13 protein-coding genes are annotated in these 14,591 nt (G+C 64.5%); 4 read left to right on the forward strand and 9 right to left on the reverse strand.

Going from position 1 to position 14,591, the window contains the following annotated elements; genetic code table 11:
* Window positions 1-333, forward strand: a 333-nt coding sequence (locus H607_RS13005) for an integrase core domain-containing protein (protein ID WP_157381239.1), incomplete at its 5' end; no start/stop codon positions are given.
* A gap of 316 nt (window positions 334-649) precedes the next feature.
* Here the strand turns inward: H607_RS13005 and H607_RS0100010 are convergent.
* Entirely contained in the window at window positions 650-1,375 is a 726-nt protein-coding gene (locus H607_RS0100010) for an LOG family protein (RefSeq protein WP_028873731.1), read from the reverse strand.
* Window positions 1,376-1,443: 68 nt separating this feature from the next.
* On the opposite strand from H607_RS0100010, the gene polA reads away from it, so the two are divergent.
* Both polA and msbA read left to right on the forward strand, forming a co-directional pair.
* Complete coding sequence (gene polA / locus H607_RS10960) at window positions 1,444-4,164, forward strand: DNA polymerase I (RefSeq protein ID WP_037989070.1); 2,721 nt, start codon at window positions 1,444-1,446, stop codon at window positions 4,162-4,164.
* Window positions 4,164-5,936, forward strand: a complete 1,773-nt coding sequence (gene msbA / locus H607_RS0100025; RefSeq protein WP_028873732.1) for a lipid A export permease/ATP-binding protein MsbA — start codon at window positions 4,164-4,166, stop codon at window positions 5,934-5,936. Before polA ends, msbA begins: the two co-directional genes overlap by 1 nt.
* Window positions 5,937-5,990: 54 nt before the next feature.
* Here the strand turns inward: msbA and H607_RS0100030 are convergent, their stop codons facing one another.
* From H607_RS0100030 to cobU, 8 genes are all read right to left on the reverse strand, one after another.
* A complete protein-coding gene (locus H607_RS0100030; RefSeq protein WP_037989073.1) occupies window positions 5,991-6,740 on the reverse strand; it encodes a glycosyltransferase family 2 protein in 750 nt (249 codons plus the stop codon).
* Entirely contained in the window at window positions 6,737-7,828 is a 1,092-nt protein-coding gene (locus tag H607_RS0100035) for a DegT/DnrJ/EryC1/StrS family aminotransferase (RefSeq protein ID WP_051240480.1), read from the reverse strand. The genes H607_RS0100030 and H607_RS0100035 overlap by 4 nt, the downstream gene beginning before the upstream one ends.
* 30 nt (window positions 7,829-7,858) lie before the next feature.
* Window positions 7,859-9,538, reverse strand: a complete 1,680-nt coding sequence (locus H607_RS10965; protein ID WP_051240483.1) for an ArnT family glycosyltransferase — start codon at window positions 9,536-9,538, stop codon at window positions 7,859-7,861.
* Window positions 9,535-10,623, reverse strand: a complete 1,089-nt coding sequence (locus H607_RS0100045) for a Gfo/Idh/MocA family protein (RefSeq protein ID WP_028873735.1) — start codon at window positions 10,621-10,623, stop codon at window positions 9,535-9,537. Before H607_RS0100045 ends, H607_RS10965 begins: the two co-directional genes overlap by 4 nt.
* 81 nt (window positions 10,624-10,704) lie before the next feature.
* Window positions 10,705-11,262, reverse strand: a complete 558-nt coding sequence (locus H607_RS0100050; protein ID WP_028873736.1) for a histidine phosphatase family protein — start codon at window positions 11,260-11,262, stop codon at window positions 10,705-10,707.
* The gene (locus tag H607_RS10970; protein WP_037989076.1) at window positions 11,247-12,026 is read right to left on the reverse strand and encodes an adenosylcobinamide-GDP ribazoletransferase; all 780 of its coding nucleotides are present in this window, start codon (window positions 12,024-12,026) and stop codon (window positions 11,247-11,249) included. Before H607_RS10970 ends, H607_RS0100050 begins: the two co-directional genes overlap by 16 nt.
* Before the next feature lie 33 nt (window positions 12,027-12,059).
* Window positions 12,060-13,100 (reverse strand): nicotinate-nucleotide--dimethylbenzimidazole phosphoribosyltransferase, encoded by a 1,041-nt coding sequence (gene cobT, locus H607_RS0100065; protein WP_028873737.1) that lies wholly within the window; start codon window positions 13,098-13,100, stop codon window positions 12,060-12,062.
* Between the two features lie 83 nt (window positions 13,101-13,183).
* Window positions 13,184-13,717, reverse strand: a complete 534-nt coding sequence (gene cobU / locus H607_RS0100070) for a bifunctional adenosylcobinamide kinase/adenosylcobinamide-phosphate guanylyltransferase (protein ID WP_028873738.1) — start codon at window positions 13,715-13,717, stop codon at window positions 13,184-13,186.
* Window positions 13,718-13,783: 66 nt separating this feature from the next.
* Between cobU and ampD the strand changes: the two genes are divergently transcribed.
* Window positions 13,784-14,425 (forward strand): 1,6-anhydro-N-acetylmuramyl-L-alanine amidase AmpD, encoded by a 642-nt coding sequence (gene ampD, locus H607_RS10975; protein WP_083961835.1) that lies wholly within the window; start codon window positions 13,784-13,786, stop codon window positions 14,423-14,425.
* Window positions 14,426-14,591: the final 166 nt, after the last annotated feature.

Below are 14,591 nucleotides of genomic sequence, written 5' to 3' on the forward strand. Positions count from 1 at the left end.
GGTGAGCGTACCCCTACGGGAACGCATGCCTTCGATGAACTGTGCCAGGCGCTCGGCATCGAACATCGGCTGACCAAACCTCGCCGCCCGCAGACGAACGGTATGGTCGAGCGTTTCAATGGACGCATCAGTGAAGTGCTTGCTACCCACCGCTTCGACAGCCGCGAAGCGCTGGAGGCAACGATTCATCGCTACGTCTGGCTGTACAATCACCACATCCCCCAGAAAGCCTTGGGGCATGTTCCGCCCATCGAGGCCATGAAAAGATGGTATGCGGAAAAACCGGAACTTTTCATAAAAATACCGCGTAATCGTCCGGGACCTGACAGCTAATATAATCTCGGAAAGAATCGCCTCGTCGTTTTGTTGTGGATTGGCCGTGGCGGTCCGCGATAGCAGGAATATGGTTAGTCCAAGAGTCATTGTCATTGCACAACAAAGTATCGGGATAATCGGGGTCATACTACGTTTTTCGCTCATGCCGCCATCCTCCATGTCCCGTTTACCGCTTCGCCGCCCCGCCAGCTCTGGTTTTCATAAAAATACCGTGTAATCGTCCGGGACCTGACAGTTACACGCAATACCTGTTTGGAGACTCATCCCCGGCGTGTTGTCGAGCTCGACCTTCTGCGCACGGCTTCGGGGTTTGTCAGAGGTTGAGCATCAGTTCGCGTTCGGTCGGCAGGGGTTCGAAACCGCGGCTTTCGTAGTACTTGAAGATCGCCGCGACGATCTCGTCGGGATCGTCGATGAGTTGCACGATGTCGAGGTCTTCGGGGTCGATCATCCCTTCGCCCACGAGCCGCTCGCGCATCCAATCGAGGAGTCCTTGCCAGAAGGGGCGATGGACGAGGATGACGGGGATGCGCCGGCTCTTGCCGGTTTGGATGAGGGTCATCGCTTCGAGCAGCTCGTCGAGGGTGCCGAATCCGCCGGGCATGACCACGTAGGCCGAGGCGAACTTCACGAACATGTACTTGCGCGCGAAGAAATGCCGGAACGTCTGCGAAATGTCCTGATAGGGGTTGGCGTGCTGCTCGTGTGGCAGCTGGATGTTGAGCCCCACCGAGGGACTCTTGCCGAAGTAGGCACCCTTGTTGGCCGCCTCCATCACGCCGGGGCCGCCGCCGGAGATGACGGTGAATCCGGCGTCCGAGAGTTTGCGCGCGATGCGCTCGGTGAGCAGATAATAAGGGTGGTCGGGCACGACGCGGGCACTGCCGAAGATGCTCACCGCCGGGCGGATGGCGGCGAGCCGCTCGGTGCCCTCGACGAATTCGGCCATGATGCCGAAGATGCGCCAGGATTCGCGCCCGTTGTATTGGATGTCCTTGGGGTCGACGACCGGATTGGGGAGTTTGTCGTGCAGCGGCATGGTCTTCCTTTCGTCGTGCGCCGAACCGCGGTATAGTTGCCCGTTTGCAAGCTTCTGTGAGAGACGCCATGACGACGCGTCTGCTGCTCGTCGACGGTTCGAGCTATCTTTATCGAGCGTATCACGCTTTGCCCGATCTGCGCACTTCCCGGGGAGAGCCCACGGGCGCCATCCGCGGGGTGCTGTCGATGCTGCGGCGCCTGGCGCAGGAATTTCCCGCGCCGTATCGTGCCTGCGTGTTCGACGCACCGGGTAAAACCTTTCGCGACGAGTGGTATCCCCAGTACAAGGCGCAGCGCCCCGAGATGCCCGAGGACCTCGCCGCGCAGATTCCCGTGCTGCACGAGGCGATCGAGGCCGAGGGTTGGCCGCTCCTCGTGATCCCGGGGGTGGAAGCCGACGACGTGATCGGCACGCTCACCCGCCAGGCGTTGGCGCGCGGCTGGGAGGTGGTGATCTCCACCGGCGACAAGGACCTCACCCAGCTCGTCGGCCCGCGGGTGCTGTGGGTCGACACCATGCGCGGCGAGAAACTCGACGCCCAAGGCGTGGAGGAGAAGTTCGGCGTGCCGCCAGAGCGCATCGTCGATTACCTGGCGCTGGTGGGAGACGCGGTCGACAACGTCCCCGGCGTGCCGGGCTGCGGCCCCAAGACGGCGGCGAAATGGCTGCGGCAGTACGGTTCGCTCGATGCCTTGCTGGCGCATGCCGATGAGATCAAGGGGCAAGTGGGGGAGAACTTGCGTGCGGCGCGCGACTTCCTGCCGCTGGCAAGAAAGCTCCTGACCGTGCGCTGTGACCTCGATCTGCCGGTGCGACTGGAAGATCTGCAGGCGCGTCCGCCGCAGCGCGAGAAACTTCTCGCGCTCTATGAACGGCTCGAATTCCGCACCTGGTTGAATGAACTGCGGGCACAGGGAGTCGAGGCGGCGGCCGAGTCGAGCGGCGATGACGGGTTCGAATCGCCGGCGCAAGCCGCGGCGCGGCGTTCGGCCTACGCCTGCCTCACCGACTGGGACGAATTCGAGCGCTGGCTCGGTGAAATCGAGCAGGGTGCCCGCGTGGCATTCGATACCGAAACGACCAGCCTGGACGCGCGCAAGGCTTCCCTCGTCGGCATCTCCTTCGCCGTGGGCCCGGGCCGGGCGTGCTACATTCCGCTCGCGCATCGCGGGCTCGAGGTCGGGCCGCAGCTGCCGCGCGAAGAAGTGCTGCGCCGGCTCGCGCCCTGGTTCGTCGCGGCCGAGGGCAAGGTTGCGCAGAACGCGAAGTACGATTGGCACGTGCTCGCGGCGCACGGGGCCGAGCCAGGCGGGGTCATCGACGACACGATGTTGATGTCCTACGTGCTCGAGAGTGACGCCCAGCACGACCTCGACCGGCTCAGCCGCCGCTGGCTTTCGCTCGAACCGCTCACCTATGCCGAGGTATGCGGCAGCGGCAAGAAACAGATCGGCTTCGACGAGGTGCCGCCGGCGCGCGCGGCAGCCTACGCCGCCGAGGACGCGGACCTCACCTGGCGGCTCTTCGACGTGCTCTCGGCCAAACTCGCCGCCGAACCCAAGCTCGAACGCGTCTATCGCGACATCGAGCGTCCGCTCGTGCCCGTGCTGGTGGCCATGGAGCGCGCCGGCGTGGCGATCGATCCCAAGGTGCTCGCGGCCCAATCGGGTGAATTCGAAACCCAGCTGCGCGCGCTCGAGCAAAAAGCCTATGAGCTTGCCGGGCGATCGTTCAATCTCGCTTCGCCCAAGCAGGTCGCCGAACTCCTGTTTGGCGAGCTGGGCCTGAAAGCGGCCAAGAAGACCGCCGGCGGGCAGGCTTCGACCAGCGAGGAAGTGCTCGAGCGCCTGGCGCACGAGCATCCCATCGTCGAGGTGCTGCTGCAGCACCGCCAACTCTCGAAACTGAAGAACACCTATCTCGACAAGCTGCCGAAGATGATCGATCCGCGCACGGGGCGGGTGCACACCACCTTTTCCCAGAGCGTGGTGGTCACGGGGCGCCTGTCCTCGAGCGAGCCGAACCTGCAGAACATCCCGGCGCGCACGCCCGAGGGGCGGCGCATCCGCTCGGCCTTCGTCGCTCCGCCCGGCTGCCTGCTGCTGTCGGCGGATTATTCCCAGATCGAGCTGCGCATCATGGCGCACCTCTCGGGCGACGCGACCCTGGTGGCGGCCTTCCTGCACGGCGAGGACATCCACAAGCACACCGCTTCCGAGATCTTCGGGGTACCGCTCGAGGCAGTCACGCCCGAACAGCGGCGCGTGGCCAAGACCATCAACTTCGGCCTCATCTACGGCATGAGCGCGCATGGCCTGGCGCGTAGCCTGGGGATCGACCGCACTTCGGCGCAGCAGTACATCGACCGCTATTTCGCCCGTTATCCGGGCGTGGCGGATTACATGGAGCAGGCGCGCAAGACGGCCTATGAGCAGGGCTACGTCGAGACGCTCTACGGCCGCCGCGTGTGGTTGCGCCACATCCGTTCGCGCAATCCGGCCCAACGCCAGGCCGATGAGCGGGCGGCGATCAATGCACCCATGCAGGGCACCGCGGCCGACCTCATCAAACTCGCGATGATCGGCGTTCATCGTGCCTTGCGAGAGGGCGGCCTTGCGACGAGACTCATCTTGCAAGTGCACGACGAGCTGGTGCTGGAAGTGCCCGAGGCGGAGGTGGACACCGCGCGTGCGCTCGTCACCGACCAGATGCAGAACGTCGCGAGGCTGCGCGTGCCGCTCGTGGTCGACGTCGGCGTGGGCCGTAATTGGGACGAGGCGCACTGATGGAACGGGGCATGGATTCTTCCTGGGTGCTCTATCGCCGGCTGTGGCAATACGTGCGTCCCTATCGTGCTGCGTTCGTGTTGGCCATGATCGGTTATGCGATTTTCGCCAGCGGTCAGCCGATGATGATGGGCGCGCTGAAGTATTTCGTCGACGGCCTGACCAATCCGGCACGGGCATGGTTGAACCTACCCCTCGTAGGCGAGATCGACACGCTCTATCTCGTGCCGGCGGCCCTGATGTTGGTGGCCCTGTGGCAAGGGATCGGTTCGTTTCTCGGGGCTTATTCCTTGTCCAAAGTATCCGTGGGCATCATTCATGATCTGAGAGCAGCCCTCTTCGCGCATGGGTTGAGGCTCCCTACGGCCTATTACGACAGCCAGGATTCGGGACGCATCATCTCGCGGCTCACTTTCGACGTGACCATGACCACGGGCGCCGTGACCGATGCGATACGCGTCGTCGTGCGTGAAGGGTTGACCGTGGTCTCGCTCTTTTCCTATCTGCTGTGGTCGAACTGGAAACTCACGCTGATGCTGGCGGTGCTTCTTCCCGTGCTCGGTGCGATGATGCGCAGTGCCGGGCGCAAGCTGCGCTCCGCCTCACGCCGCTTGCAGGAGACGATGGGGCGCATCACCGCCATCGCCACCGAGGCGGTATTGGCACAACGAGTCATCAAAGCCTTTGGTGGCGAGCAGCGGGAATTGCAGCGCTTTGCCCGGGCCAACGACGAGGATTTCCAGCGGCAGCTGCGCTTGGCGCGGATCGGAGCCCGCAATGGCTCGACGACGCAGCTCGTCACCTTCGTGGCGATCGGCTCCCTGCTGTGGCTCGTGCTGTGGCTGCGCGGCGATGCGACCGCCGGTGACCTGGTATCTTATGTCACGGCCGCGGGGCTGCTGCCCAAACCGATCCGGCAGCTGACCGAAGTCAATGCGCGCATCGCCCGAGGCTTGGCTGGAGCGGAGAGCATCTTTTCGCTGCTCGACGTACCGCCGGAACGCGATGAGGGAAGCTTTGCCCTCGAGCGTGCCCGCGGCGAAATCGTCTATGAGGGGGTACGCTTCCGGTATCCCAATGCCCGAGACTGGGCGCTCGACGGCTTGGATCTGCACATCGAGCCGGGATCCGTCGTCGCCCTGGTGGGGCCTTCGGGCAGCGGCAAGTCGACCATGGCCCAGCTGCTGTTGCGCTTCTACGATCCCACCGAAGGCTGCATCCGGCTCGACGGCGTTCCCTTGCCGCAATGGCGGCTTGCGGCGCTGCGCCGTCAGATCGCCTACGTCGGGCAACAAGTGGTGCTGTTCGACGCGACCGTGGCGGAGAACATCGCCTACGGCGCGGGCGAGCGGCAGGTGTCGCGCGAGGAGATCGTCGCGGCGGCGCGCGCGGCGCACGCGCTGGAATTCATCGAACGCCTGCCGCAAGGCTTCGATACCCCCATCGGCGAGAACGGGGCGCTGCTCTCCGGCGGCCAGCGCCAGCGCCTGGCGATCGCCCGCGCCCTCTTGAAAGATGCGCCGGTACTGGTACTCGACGAGGCCACCTCCGCTCTGGACAACGAGTCCGAGCGCGCGGTGCAAGCCGCGCTGGAGACCCTCATGCGAGGACGCACGACGCTCGTGATCGCGCACCGCCTCACGACGGTGGAGCGGGCCGATCGCATCGTGGTGATGGAGCGCGGGCGCATCGTCGAGAGCGGCACGCACGCACAGCTGCTCGCCGCGGGGGGGCGCTACGCGCAGCTGTACCGGGAGGATCTGGTGACCTGAATCCGGGGGCGGCCGTTCGTTCGGACTGCCCCGGATTCAGGGGCTCGCGGGATTTCAGCTCGAAGGCAGGGGCGCAGAGGCCCTTTTCTGTTCAGCCACGGAAAAACGGATCATCCGGCGTTTCATCCAGCGCACGGCCAGCATGTCGATGATGGCGTCGAATCGGTCGAAGATACCGTACTTGCTCTTGCCGCCCAGGCGGGGACGATTGGCGACGGGGACTTCGACGACGCGATAGCCCTGCATGTGGATGAGAATGGGCAGGAAACGATGGACCCCTTTGAAGAAGGGGATATCTTGCAGACATTCCCGGCGAAAGGCTCGGTAGGTGCAGCCAGCGTCCGAAATGGGATCGTCGAGCACGCGACTGCGCACCCAGTTTGCCGCCCGCGAGATGACGTGTTTGATCCAGGAGTCGCCTTCCTTGCGCGTTTGCTTGCGCGTACCGCATACGCAGTCGGCGTGTTCGATGGCGGCGAGAAATTTTTCCAGATCGCGCGGATCGTTTTGCAGATCCGCGTCCATCGTCACGATGATCTCGCCGCGGGCGGCGCGGATGGCGGCAAAGCTCGCGGCCGATTCGCCCGAATTGCGGTTCAGGCGCTGGATGACCAGGCGGGGGTGGGTCTCGAGCAAGCGACAGAGCAGCTCCCAACTGCCATCGGTGCTGCAATCGTCGGTGATGACGATCTCGTAGTCCAGCCCCAGCCGGTCCGCTTCGGCCTCGAGGCGCTCGAGCAGTGCCTCGAGGTTGTCCCGTTCGTTGTAACAAGGGATCGCAAAACTGACTTTCGGTTCACTCACGCGCTGCGCTCCAGGAATTCCACGATGCGATCGCAGACGAAATCGACGTCGGCGAGCGGCAAGTCTCCATAGATGGGCAAAGAGAGGATCTCACCGACGAGCGCTTCGGTATGGGGGAGCTTGGGCAGGTCGGGGTAGAGCGCCGTCACGGCCGGTTGCTGGTGGTTGGGGATCGGATAATGAATCCCCGTGCCGATGCCATGGGCAGCGAGATGGGCGGCGAGCTCGTCCCGCCGCGGCGTGCGGATGACGTACATGTGATAAGCGTGTTCCGCCCAGGGTTTTTCCAGCGGCGTGGCCACCAACCCGGCGAGGCGTTCGTTGTAGCGCGCTGCCACCCGGCGGCGATGGGCGTTGAACTCGTCGAGCTGCCGCAGCAGGACGCGTCCAGCCGCCGCTTGGATTTCATTGAAACGCAGATTGAATCCGACCATCTCGTGGACGTACTTGGACTTGCGCCCGTGGTCGCGCAGCATACGCACCCGCTCGGCCACCGCCGCATCGTTCGTCATGATGCAGCCTCCGTCGCCGAGCACGGTCAGGTTCTTGGTGGGATAGAAGGAAAAGGCACTGGCCGTGCCGATCGAACCGACCTTGCGGCCGCGATGGGTTGCTCCCGTGGCCTGGGCGCAATCTTCGAGCAACCACAGCTTGTGGCGTTCGGCGATCGCCTGCAAGGCGTCCATGTCGGCCGGATGACCATAGAGATGCACGGCGATGATGCCGACGGTGCGCGGCGTGACGGCCGCAGCCACTGCGGCCGGATCGAGGCAATAGGTTTCGTCGACGTCGACGAAGACCGGCTTCGCCCCCCAATGGATCAGGGGCTCGATGGTGGGAAAGGCCGTATGGGACGGCACGATCACCTCATCGCCCGGCTCGAGCCCCATGGCCCGATGCAGCAGGAAAACGGCGGCCGTCCAGGATGATGACAGCACGCAGTGCTTCATCCCGACATAGGCGGCCAATTCTTCCTCGAAGGCGGCGCATTGCTCGCCCAGGATGTATTTGCCCGAATCGACGGCGGTGAGCACCGCCTGGCGAACCTCGTCGGTGATGGTGATCTTGGAAAGGGGGATGGAGGTCATGAGCCTGTCTCGCGTAACGTAAATGGACACTTATCGTAAATGGGCCAGTTCAGGGTGAGAAACCAGGTCGGCAGCACGCCACATCGTCAGAACGTCACCCCGATAGGGGGCGTGGTAGAGCGGCGTCACCTCGTCGAGGGGAAGGGGAGTCGCCTCATCGACGTGAAGGATGATGCAGCCGTCCGGATGATCTCTGGCCCAGCCGGATAGTTCATCTTCGCTCAGTTCGGATACGACCGTGGTCAGCCGACCGTAGAACGAGAACTCTCCCGAGTAATTGCCCCGAACAGCCAGGGGATGCCCATGCGCTTGCTCTTGGGCCAGAACGGCGCTCGGTACGCGTAGATCGAGGGCGGGCCAACTTCCATGAAATATTCCCCACTGTCCCAGGAGCAGGGCGCACCAAGTGGTGGCAGCCAGGGAACATGCCACTACCGTAGTCTGCGAGGCATGACGACGCACGAACACGATCAGTCCGAGCGCGCTCACCATGAGGAGCAATCCAGCGAATACTAGAGGATAGGGGTCGGAATGGGCAAAAAGTGCAAGCTTCGGATTGCGGGATGAAAGCAAAGGAAAGACAGCAAATGCCCCGCCCAGGAGCAGCAAGACCAGCAGCGGGATGCCATGATTCCATGCAAAGGTGGCCCCGGGGGGGTCAGTCGCGTTCTCGTTTTGGAGCGCATGGGTCAGGAGCAGGGCCACGGCCGGAAAGGCGGGCAACAAGTAGTGTGCCTGTTTACCGCTGATGAGCGAGAAGAGCAGCAAAGTGGCTCCAGCCCAGGCCAGGCATAGGCGTACTCCCGAGTCGCGTCGTACGTCGAGGCGGCGCAGTGCCAACCATCCCCGAGGCCACAACGACCAGGGAAAGAGCAGCACGGGAACCAGCGGCAGATACCACCAGAAAGGCCGCCGGTGCGAGAAAGAATGCACGGTATAACCGGCGGTCTGATGTATCGTGAGATCGAGAAAATACTCCTTGGTGGTATTCATGGCCAAGGGAATGAGCCAGCACAGAGCGATGCATCCCGCGAGCACACTGGCGAAGGCGAAACCGCCATACCAGCGCTTCCAGGAGAAATTCGCCTGCCGTTCATTCATCCACCAGGGCGCGAGCAGTACGACGGATCCCACCGGCAGGAATACGACCGGTCCTTTTGCCAGGATACCCAAACCCAGCGCCACCCCCAGGCCGGCGAAGTTCCAGGCCGATCCTCCCTGCCAATAGCGCACCAAAGCATGGATGGCCAGGAGCACGAAACTCGACAAAAGCATGTCGAACATGGTGCTCGAAGAAAAAAGCGCCCAATAAAAGGCCCCCAGGAGAAACACAGGCGCGGTGGCGGCCACGCTTTCCTTGGGCCAGAGCCGTCGGGCGAGCCTGGCGGTGAGGAAAAGGTTGAGCAGGCCAAAAAGCGGGGCGACGGCTCGTGCCCACCACTCATTGACCCCGAACAGTTTCCAGCCGGCCTGCATCAACCAGAAAAAGAGGGGCGGTTTGCCGCTGTAGTACTCGCCATTGAGGTAAGGCACCCAAAAGCTGTCGCGCCACCACATTTCCCACGCCACCGCCAGGTAGCGGCTCTCGTCGATGGGAAAAGCCGGCCGGATGAGCAAAGTGCCCACGGCAAGGGCGAGCCAGCCAAGGAGCCATGCCAAAGGAATGGGCCGGCGTGCCGCCCCTCGCCCGGCGAGGATCTCCGCGTTCACGCTGTTTCGCGACCCAGGCGGCAATGTTTCGGCTGAAAGGGGAAGGAGATCTCCCGCCCCGTTTCGATCGATTCGTAGAGGGCCGTGATGAGCTCGAGCGAACGGCGCCCTTCACGGCCGTCGACCCCACCCGGTGTGCCGTCGATCAGGTTCGAGACCACGTCTTCGAGATAGCGGCGATGGCCGAATCCATAGACGTTGGGCGGATTTTCGCTGTATTTTTCCAGGATCTCGGCATCGGTCGGCTGGGGCTCGACGAAGTGCCAGCGCAGCATTTTATTGACCGCGAATCCGCCGATCTCGACGGTGCCCCGCTCTCCGAGCAGGGAGATCGACCCCTCGAGATCTTTGGGGCGGGCGGCGGTCGTGGCCTCGATGATACCCAGGGCGCCGCTGGCAAACTTGAGCACGGCAATGCCCGTGTCCTCGGCTTCGATGTCGACGAAGGCGGTGGCCGACTTGGCGAACACCGATTCCACCGGGCCGAGCATCCACTGCAGGAGATCGACGTGGTGGCTCGCCTGGTTGGTGAAGACGCCGCCGTCTTGCGCCCAGGTACCCCGCCAGGCATCTTGATCGTAATATTTTTGATCGCGGCACCAGCGCACGCGCACCGTCCCCAAGGCGAGCTTACCGAATCGTCCCGCTTCGAGGGCCTCGCGCAGCTTACGCACGGGGACGTTGTAGCGGTTTTGCTTGACCACGAACAAACGCACCCCTGCTTCGTCACAGGCCCGGATCATGGCATCGGCGTCTTCCAGACGCAACGCCATCGGTTTTTCCACCACGAAATGCTTGCGATAGGAAACCAGATCGAGGCACACGGGGGCGTGCATGCCGCTCGGGGTGAGGATGTTGAGCACGTCGATCTGCTCGCCGAGCTGCTCCATCATGTCGTGGTAATCGACGAACCAGGGCACGCCGTATTTCTCGCCGAACTGGCGGGCACGTTCTTCCTTGACGTCACAGACGGCGACGAGCCGGGCGCGGGGGATCTCCCCTTTTCCGAGGATTTCTGCGTGACGCTGCGCGATACGCCCGCAGCCGACGAGGGCGAAATTCAATTGAGTGTCTTGAGTGGTCATGGAAGGTAAAGCTCGTAAAAATTCTTTGATTATATCCAGGCAACCTGTCGCTTTCCTGTCATCTCGTGCGGGGCATGCCGTTTACGTCCGGTTGAACCACCGCAGCATACTCCCCCAAGGCTCGAGGTCGATGCGCGTGGATTGGGCGCAACCGAAGTCGAGGGCGAGCCAACGCTCGCGCGGCAACCCGAGCAGGTGCCCGGCGAGCACGCGCAAAGGGCCACCGTGGGCGACGATCACGATCGCCTTCTCGTCCTGGTGGCGTTCGCGCGTTTCCTGCCACCATTCGAGCACGCGCATGGCCATTTCGGCGGCCGACTCACCCCCCGGCGGCTGAAAACCGAAGGGGTTTTTCGCCCAGAGTTCCAGTGCTTCGCCCAGCGACTCGAACGGCTGCAGCTCCCATTGGCCGAAGTGCATTTCCTTGAGGCGTTCGTCGAGAATGGGCTGCCCCAGGGCCTGGGCGAGTGCGTGTGCCCGGTTCGAGGGGCTGGAAAAAAGGCGAAAACGCTCGGGCAGCCAGGGAAACAGGCGTTCGGCGGCCTCTTCGGCGGCTTCGGCGAGCGGCACGTCGCTGTGGCCATAACACAAGCCCGGATCGATGGCCACGCGCGGATGTCGGATCAGATGAATTTCCATGCAGCCAAGATTCCTAGCAAAAAGGTGATTTCGCCCGTTTGTTGGACGGCACCGAGCACGTCGCCAGTGTAGCCGCCCAGCCGGCGGGCGCACAGCCGGGTCCAAGCGGCGGCGGCGGCCCCGGCGGCGACGAGCCCCGCGAGCGCGACCGGCGGCGGGAGCCAGGCGAGCGGCACGAGCACCCCGACCGCGGCGGCGAGCTTCGCCGCGTGGTCCAGCCCTTCAACCAGCGGTTTGGCGCGGCTCGCGGCGTCTTCGGCACGCGCATAGGGCAACACCAGCATGGGGAATAGTACGGCGCCGCGCGAGACCGCATGCGCCGCCATGAGCGCAGCGAACCGCGATCCCGCTCCGAGCTCGCTGGCGAGCGCGGCGGTGAGCGCCACGCGCGCCCCCAGTGCCAGGACGAGGGCGGTGGCCCCGTAATTGCCCAGGCGTGCGTCCTTCATGATGGCGAGGATGTGCATTCTATCCCAGCCGGCACCGAAGCCGTCGACGGCATCGCTCAGGCCATCCTCGTGCATGGCCCCGGTGAGCAGGACCACGAACGCCACGGCGAGCACCGCGGCGACGGTCGGCGGCCACAGCCAGAGCGCCAACGACAACACCGCGGCCTCGAGGAACCCGACGACGAGTCCCGCCCAGGGAAAAAACCCGATGGCCCCGCTCTGGTGGAGCGGTACCTGGGGCAAATCGCGCGGCAGCGGCAGCCGGGTGAAGAACTGCAGCGCCGCGACGAACCGCCAGAAGAGCCTGCGGATCATGGCAGGGCGCGCAGGTGGGGACGTGCCACCGCTTCAGCTGCCCGAGGCCACGCCGGCCGCGGAGAAACTGGCCATCTCGCGCAGGAAGGCGGAAGCGGAGACGACGAGCGGATAGGCGAGCGCCGCGCCGGTCCCCTCGCCCAGGCGCAGGTCGAGTTCGAGGAGCGCTTCGGCGCCGAGGTGCTCGAGCTGCAGGCGGTGCCCCGGCTCCTGCGAGCGGTGCGAGAAGATGCAGTAGTCGAGTACGGCCGGCTCCAGGGCATGGGCGACGAGGAGCGCGGCGGTGACGATGAATCCATCGACGAGGATGACGAGACGGCGTGCGGCTGCGGCGAGCATCGCCCCGGCGATCTGGCCGATCTCGAACCCGCCGTATTCGGCGAGCACGTCGATCGGATCGGTAGGTACGCCGCCGCGCGCGAGTGCTGTCTCGAGCAGCTGGCGCTTCGTTGCCAGTCCTTCATCGTCGAGCCCCGTGCCACGGCCGGTGATCGCCGCGAGCGGTGCGCCGGTAAAACAGTGGGTGAGCAGGGTGGCGGAGGCCGTGTTGCCGATGCCCATCTCGCCCAGCAAGAGGGAGTCGGTCTCGGGGGGCAGGCGGCGCACCAGCTCGGCACCGGTGGCGAGGCAGCGCACGGCCAATTCCCGGCCGAGCGCCGGCGCCTGGAGATAGTCGTTGCTGCCGAAAGCGAGTTTGGCATCGATCAGGCCGGGGCGCGGCGCGAAGACGTGATCGACGCCGGCGTCGACCACGGCAAGGGGGATGCCGTGCTGGCGGCAGAAGACGTTGATCGCTGCGCCGCCGGCGAGGAAATTCTCCACCATCTGCCAGGTGACTTCGCGTGGGAAGGCCGAGATGCCGGGTCGGCGCGTGGCGCCGTGGTCGGCGGCGAAGACGAGCGCCTGCGGTTGTTCCAGGCGGGGATCGAGGCGGCGCTGGATGAGACCCAAGCGCAGCGCCGTGGTCTCGAGCCGCCCCAGTGCACCGTGCGGTTTGGTCTTGTCGTCGATGGCGCGCTGCAGACGGGTGGCGAGGTCTGGGTCGTGCGTCGGCGTGAGGGAGAATTCGAGCATCGGAAGGGGAGATTCGTCGGCGAAAGCCCGCATTGTACGCAAACGCGATCCCGGCGGAAACGCCGGGTGCCGTGCATGAACGCTCATTTGAGCCGCAACGGCAGTCCGGCTACGACGAGGCTCACCGCGGCGGCGCGTGCGGCGACGTCCTGATTGAGCCGCCCGGCCTCGTCGCGAAAGCGCCGCCCGAGTGCGGTTTCGGGCACCAGCCCCAGCCCGACTTCGTTGGCGACCAGCACGAGCGGACCGGGCGGTTCGGCCACGAGTTCGAGCAGCGCCGCGCGCTCGGCGGCGAATTCGGTCGGCGTTCGGCGCGGCGGGTCGTCGAGACAGGCAAGGAGCCAGTTCGATAGCCACAGCGTCAGGCAATCGACTAGGACGAAACGGCCAGGGGCGGCGTGGGCGCGCAGGGCGGCGGCGAGCGTGAAGGGGGCTTCCACCGTGCGCCAATGGGCGGGGCGCTCCTGCCGATGGCGGGCGATGCGCTCGGCCATTTCGCCATCGCGGGCTTCGCCCGTGACGATCACGGTCACCGGTAGTCCGCTGTCTTCGGCCAGCCGTTGCGCCAGGGCACTCTTGCCGCTGCGAGCGCCGCCGAGCAGGAAGTGGGTGCTCATATCGGTGCGGGTCCGGAACCTGAAACCGCCTATTATAGAGACCCTGGACGAATCAGTTTGGAGGAAATGGTCGTGGAAGAACTCGAGCGCTGGGTCGATCGGCGGGTGGCCTCACCCAACTGCGACGATCGCCCGGCGGGCATGCCGATCAGCCTGGTGGTGCTGCACGCGATCAGCCTGCCGCCGGAAGTCTTCGGCGGCGATGCGGTCGAGCGGCTCTTCACCAACACGCTCGATCCGGCCGCTCATCCCGCCTTTGCCTCGCTCGAGGGGTTGCGCGTGTCGGCACACTACTTCATCCGGCGCGATGGGGAGACGATCGAATTCGTTCCTCCGGATCGCCGTGCCTGGCATGCCGGTCTCTCCTGCTGGGAAGGGCGGGAGCGCTGCAACGATTTCTCCGTGGGCATCGAACTCGAAGGCTCGGATCGCCAGCCATTCACGGCTGCCCAATATGAAAGAGCGGCGGCGCTCGTCGCTTCCCTCGTAAGACGTTATCCTTCGATCGACTCCGTTGCAGGACATTGTCATGTATCGCCGGTTCGTAAGACGGATCCCGGACCGTTCTTCGACTGGCATCGTTTCACTGCCCTTCTGCCTCTGACCCTGGTCATGCGGCTGAGGATTGCCGGCCTGGTTTCAGGGCGCTTTCTGCCCCTGTTGCTGTCGCAAGGATGCAACAACCGGGGACCGGTTGAAAGGTCTTGATCGGCCAACCCCTTGGCGGAACGAAAGTTTCGCGTTATTCTGCGATTCCCTCAACGATCATTCTGCTTTTTCTCTCCTGCGGCGGGCACCCCCGTCGCGCCCCGTTCGGCCGCATTTCGGCCGGCATGTACGACCTCACGATCGCCTTCGTCGCCGCCATTTCTGC

This window comes from Tepidiphilus margaritifer DSM 15129 (assembly GCF_000425565.1).
Lineage (GTDB): Bacteria > Pseudomonadota > Gammaproteobacteria > Burkholderiales > Rhodocyclaceae > Tepidiphilus > Tepidiphilus margaritifer.

Excerpts from the sequence above, each read along its gene's own strand:
- cobU (WP_028873738.1), bottom strand. The coding sequence starts at position 13,717 with ATGAGCACCCACTTCCTGCTCGGCGGCGCTCGCAGCGGCAAGAGTGCC.
- ampD (WP_083961835.1), top strand. The coding sequence starts at position 13,784 with ATGGTCGTGGAAGAACTCGAGCGCTGGGTCGATCGGCGGGTGGCCTCA.
- H607_RS10970 (WP_037989076.1), bottom strand. The coding sequence starts at position 12,026 with ATGATCCGCAGGCTCTTCTGGCGGTTCGTCGCGGCGCTGCAGTTCTTC.
- H607_RS0100045 (WP_028873735.1), bottom strand. The coding sequence starts at position 10,623 with ATGACCACTCAAGACACTCAATTGAATTTCGCCCTCGTCGGCTGCGGG.
- H607_RS0100035 (WP_051240480.1), bottom strand. The coding sequence starts at position 7,828 with ATGACCTCCATCCCCCTTTCCAAGATCACCATCACCGACGAGGTTCGC.
- polA (WP_037989070.1), top strand. The coding sequence starts at position 1,444 with ATGACGACGCGTCTGCTGCTCGTCGACGGTTCGAGCTATCTTTATCGA.
- H607_RS0100050 (WP_028873736.1), bottom strand. The coding sequence starts at position 11,262 with ATGGAAATTCATCTGATCCGACATCCGCGCGTGGCCATCGATCCGGGC.
- H607_RS0100010 (WP_028873731.1), bottom strand. The coding sequence starts at position 1,375 with ATGCCGCTGCACGACAAACTCCCCAATCCGGTCGTCGACCCCAAGGAC.
- cobT (WP_028873737.1), bottom strand. The coding sequence starts at position 13,100 with ATGCTCGAATTCTCCCTCACGCCGACGCACGACCCAGACCTCGCCACC.
- msbA (WP_028873732.1), top strand. The coding sequence starts at position 4,164 with ATGGAACGGGGCATGGATTCTTCCTGGGTGCTCTATCGCCGGCTGTGG.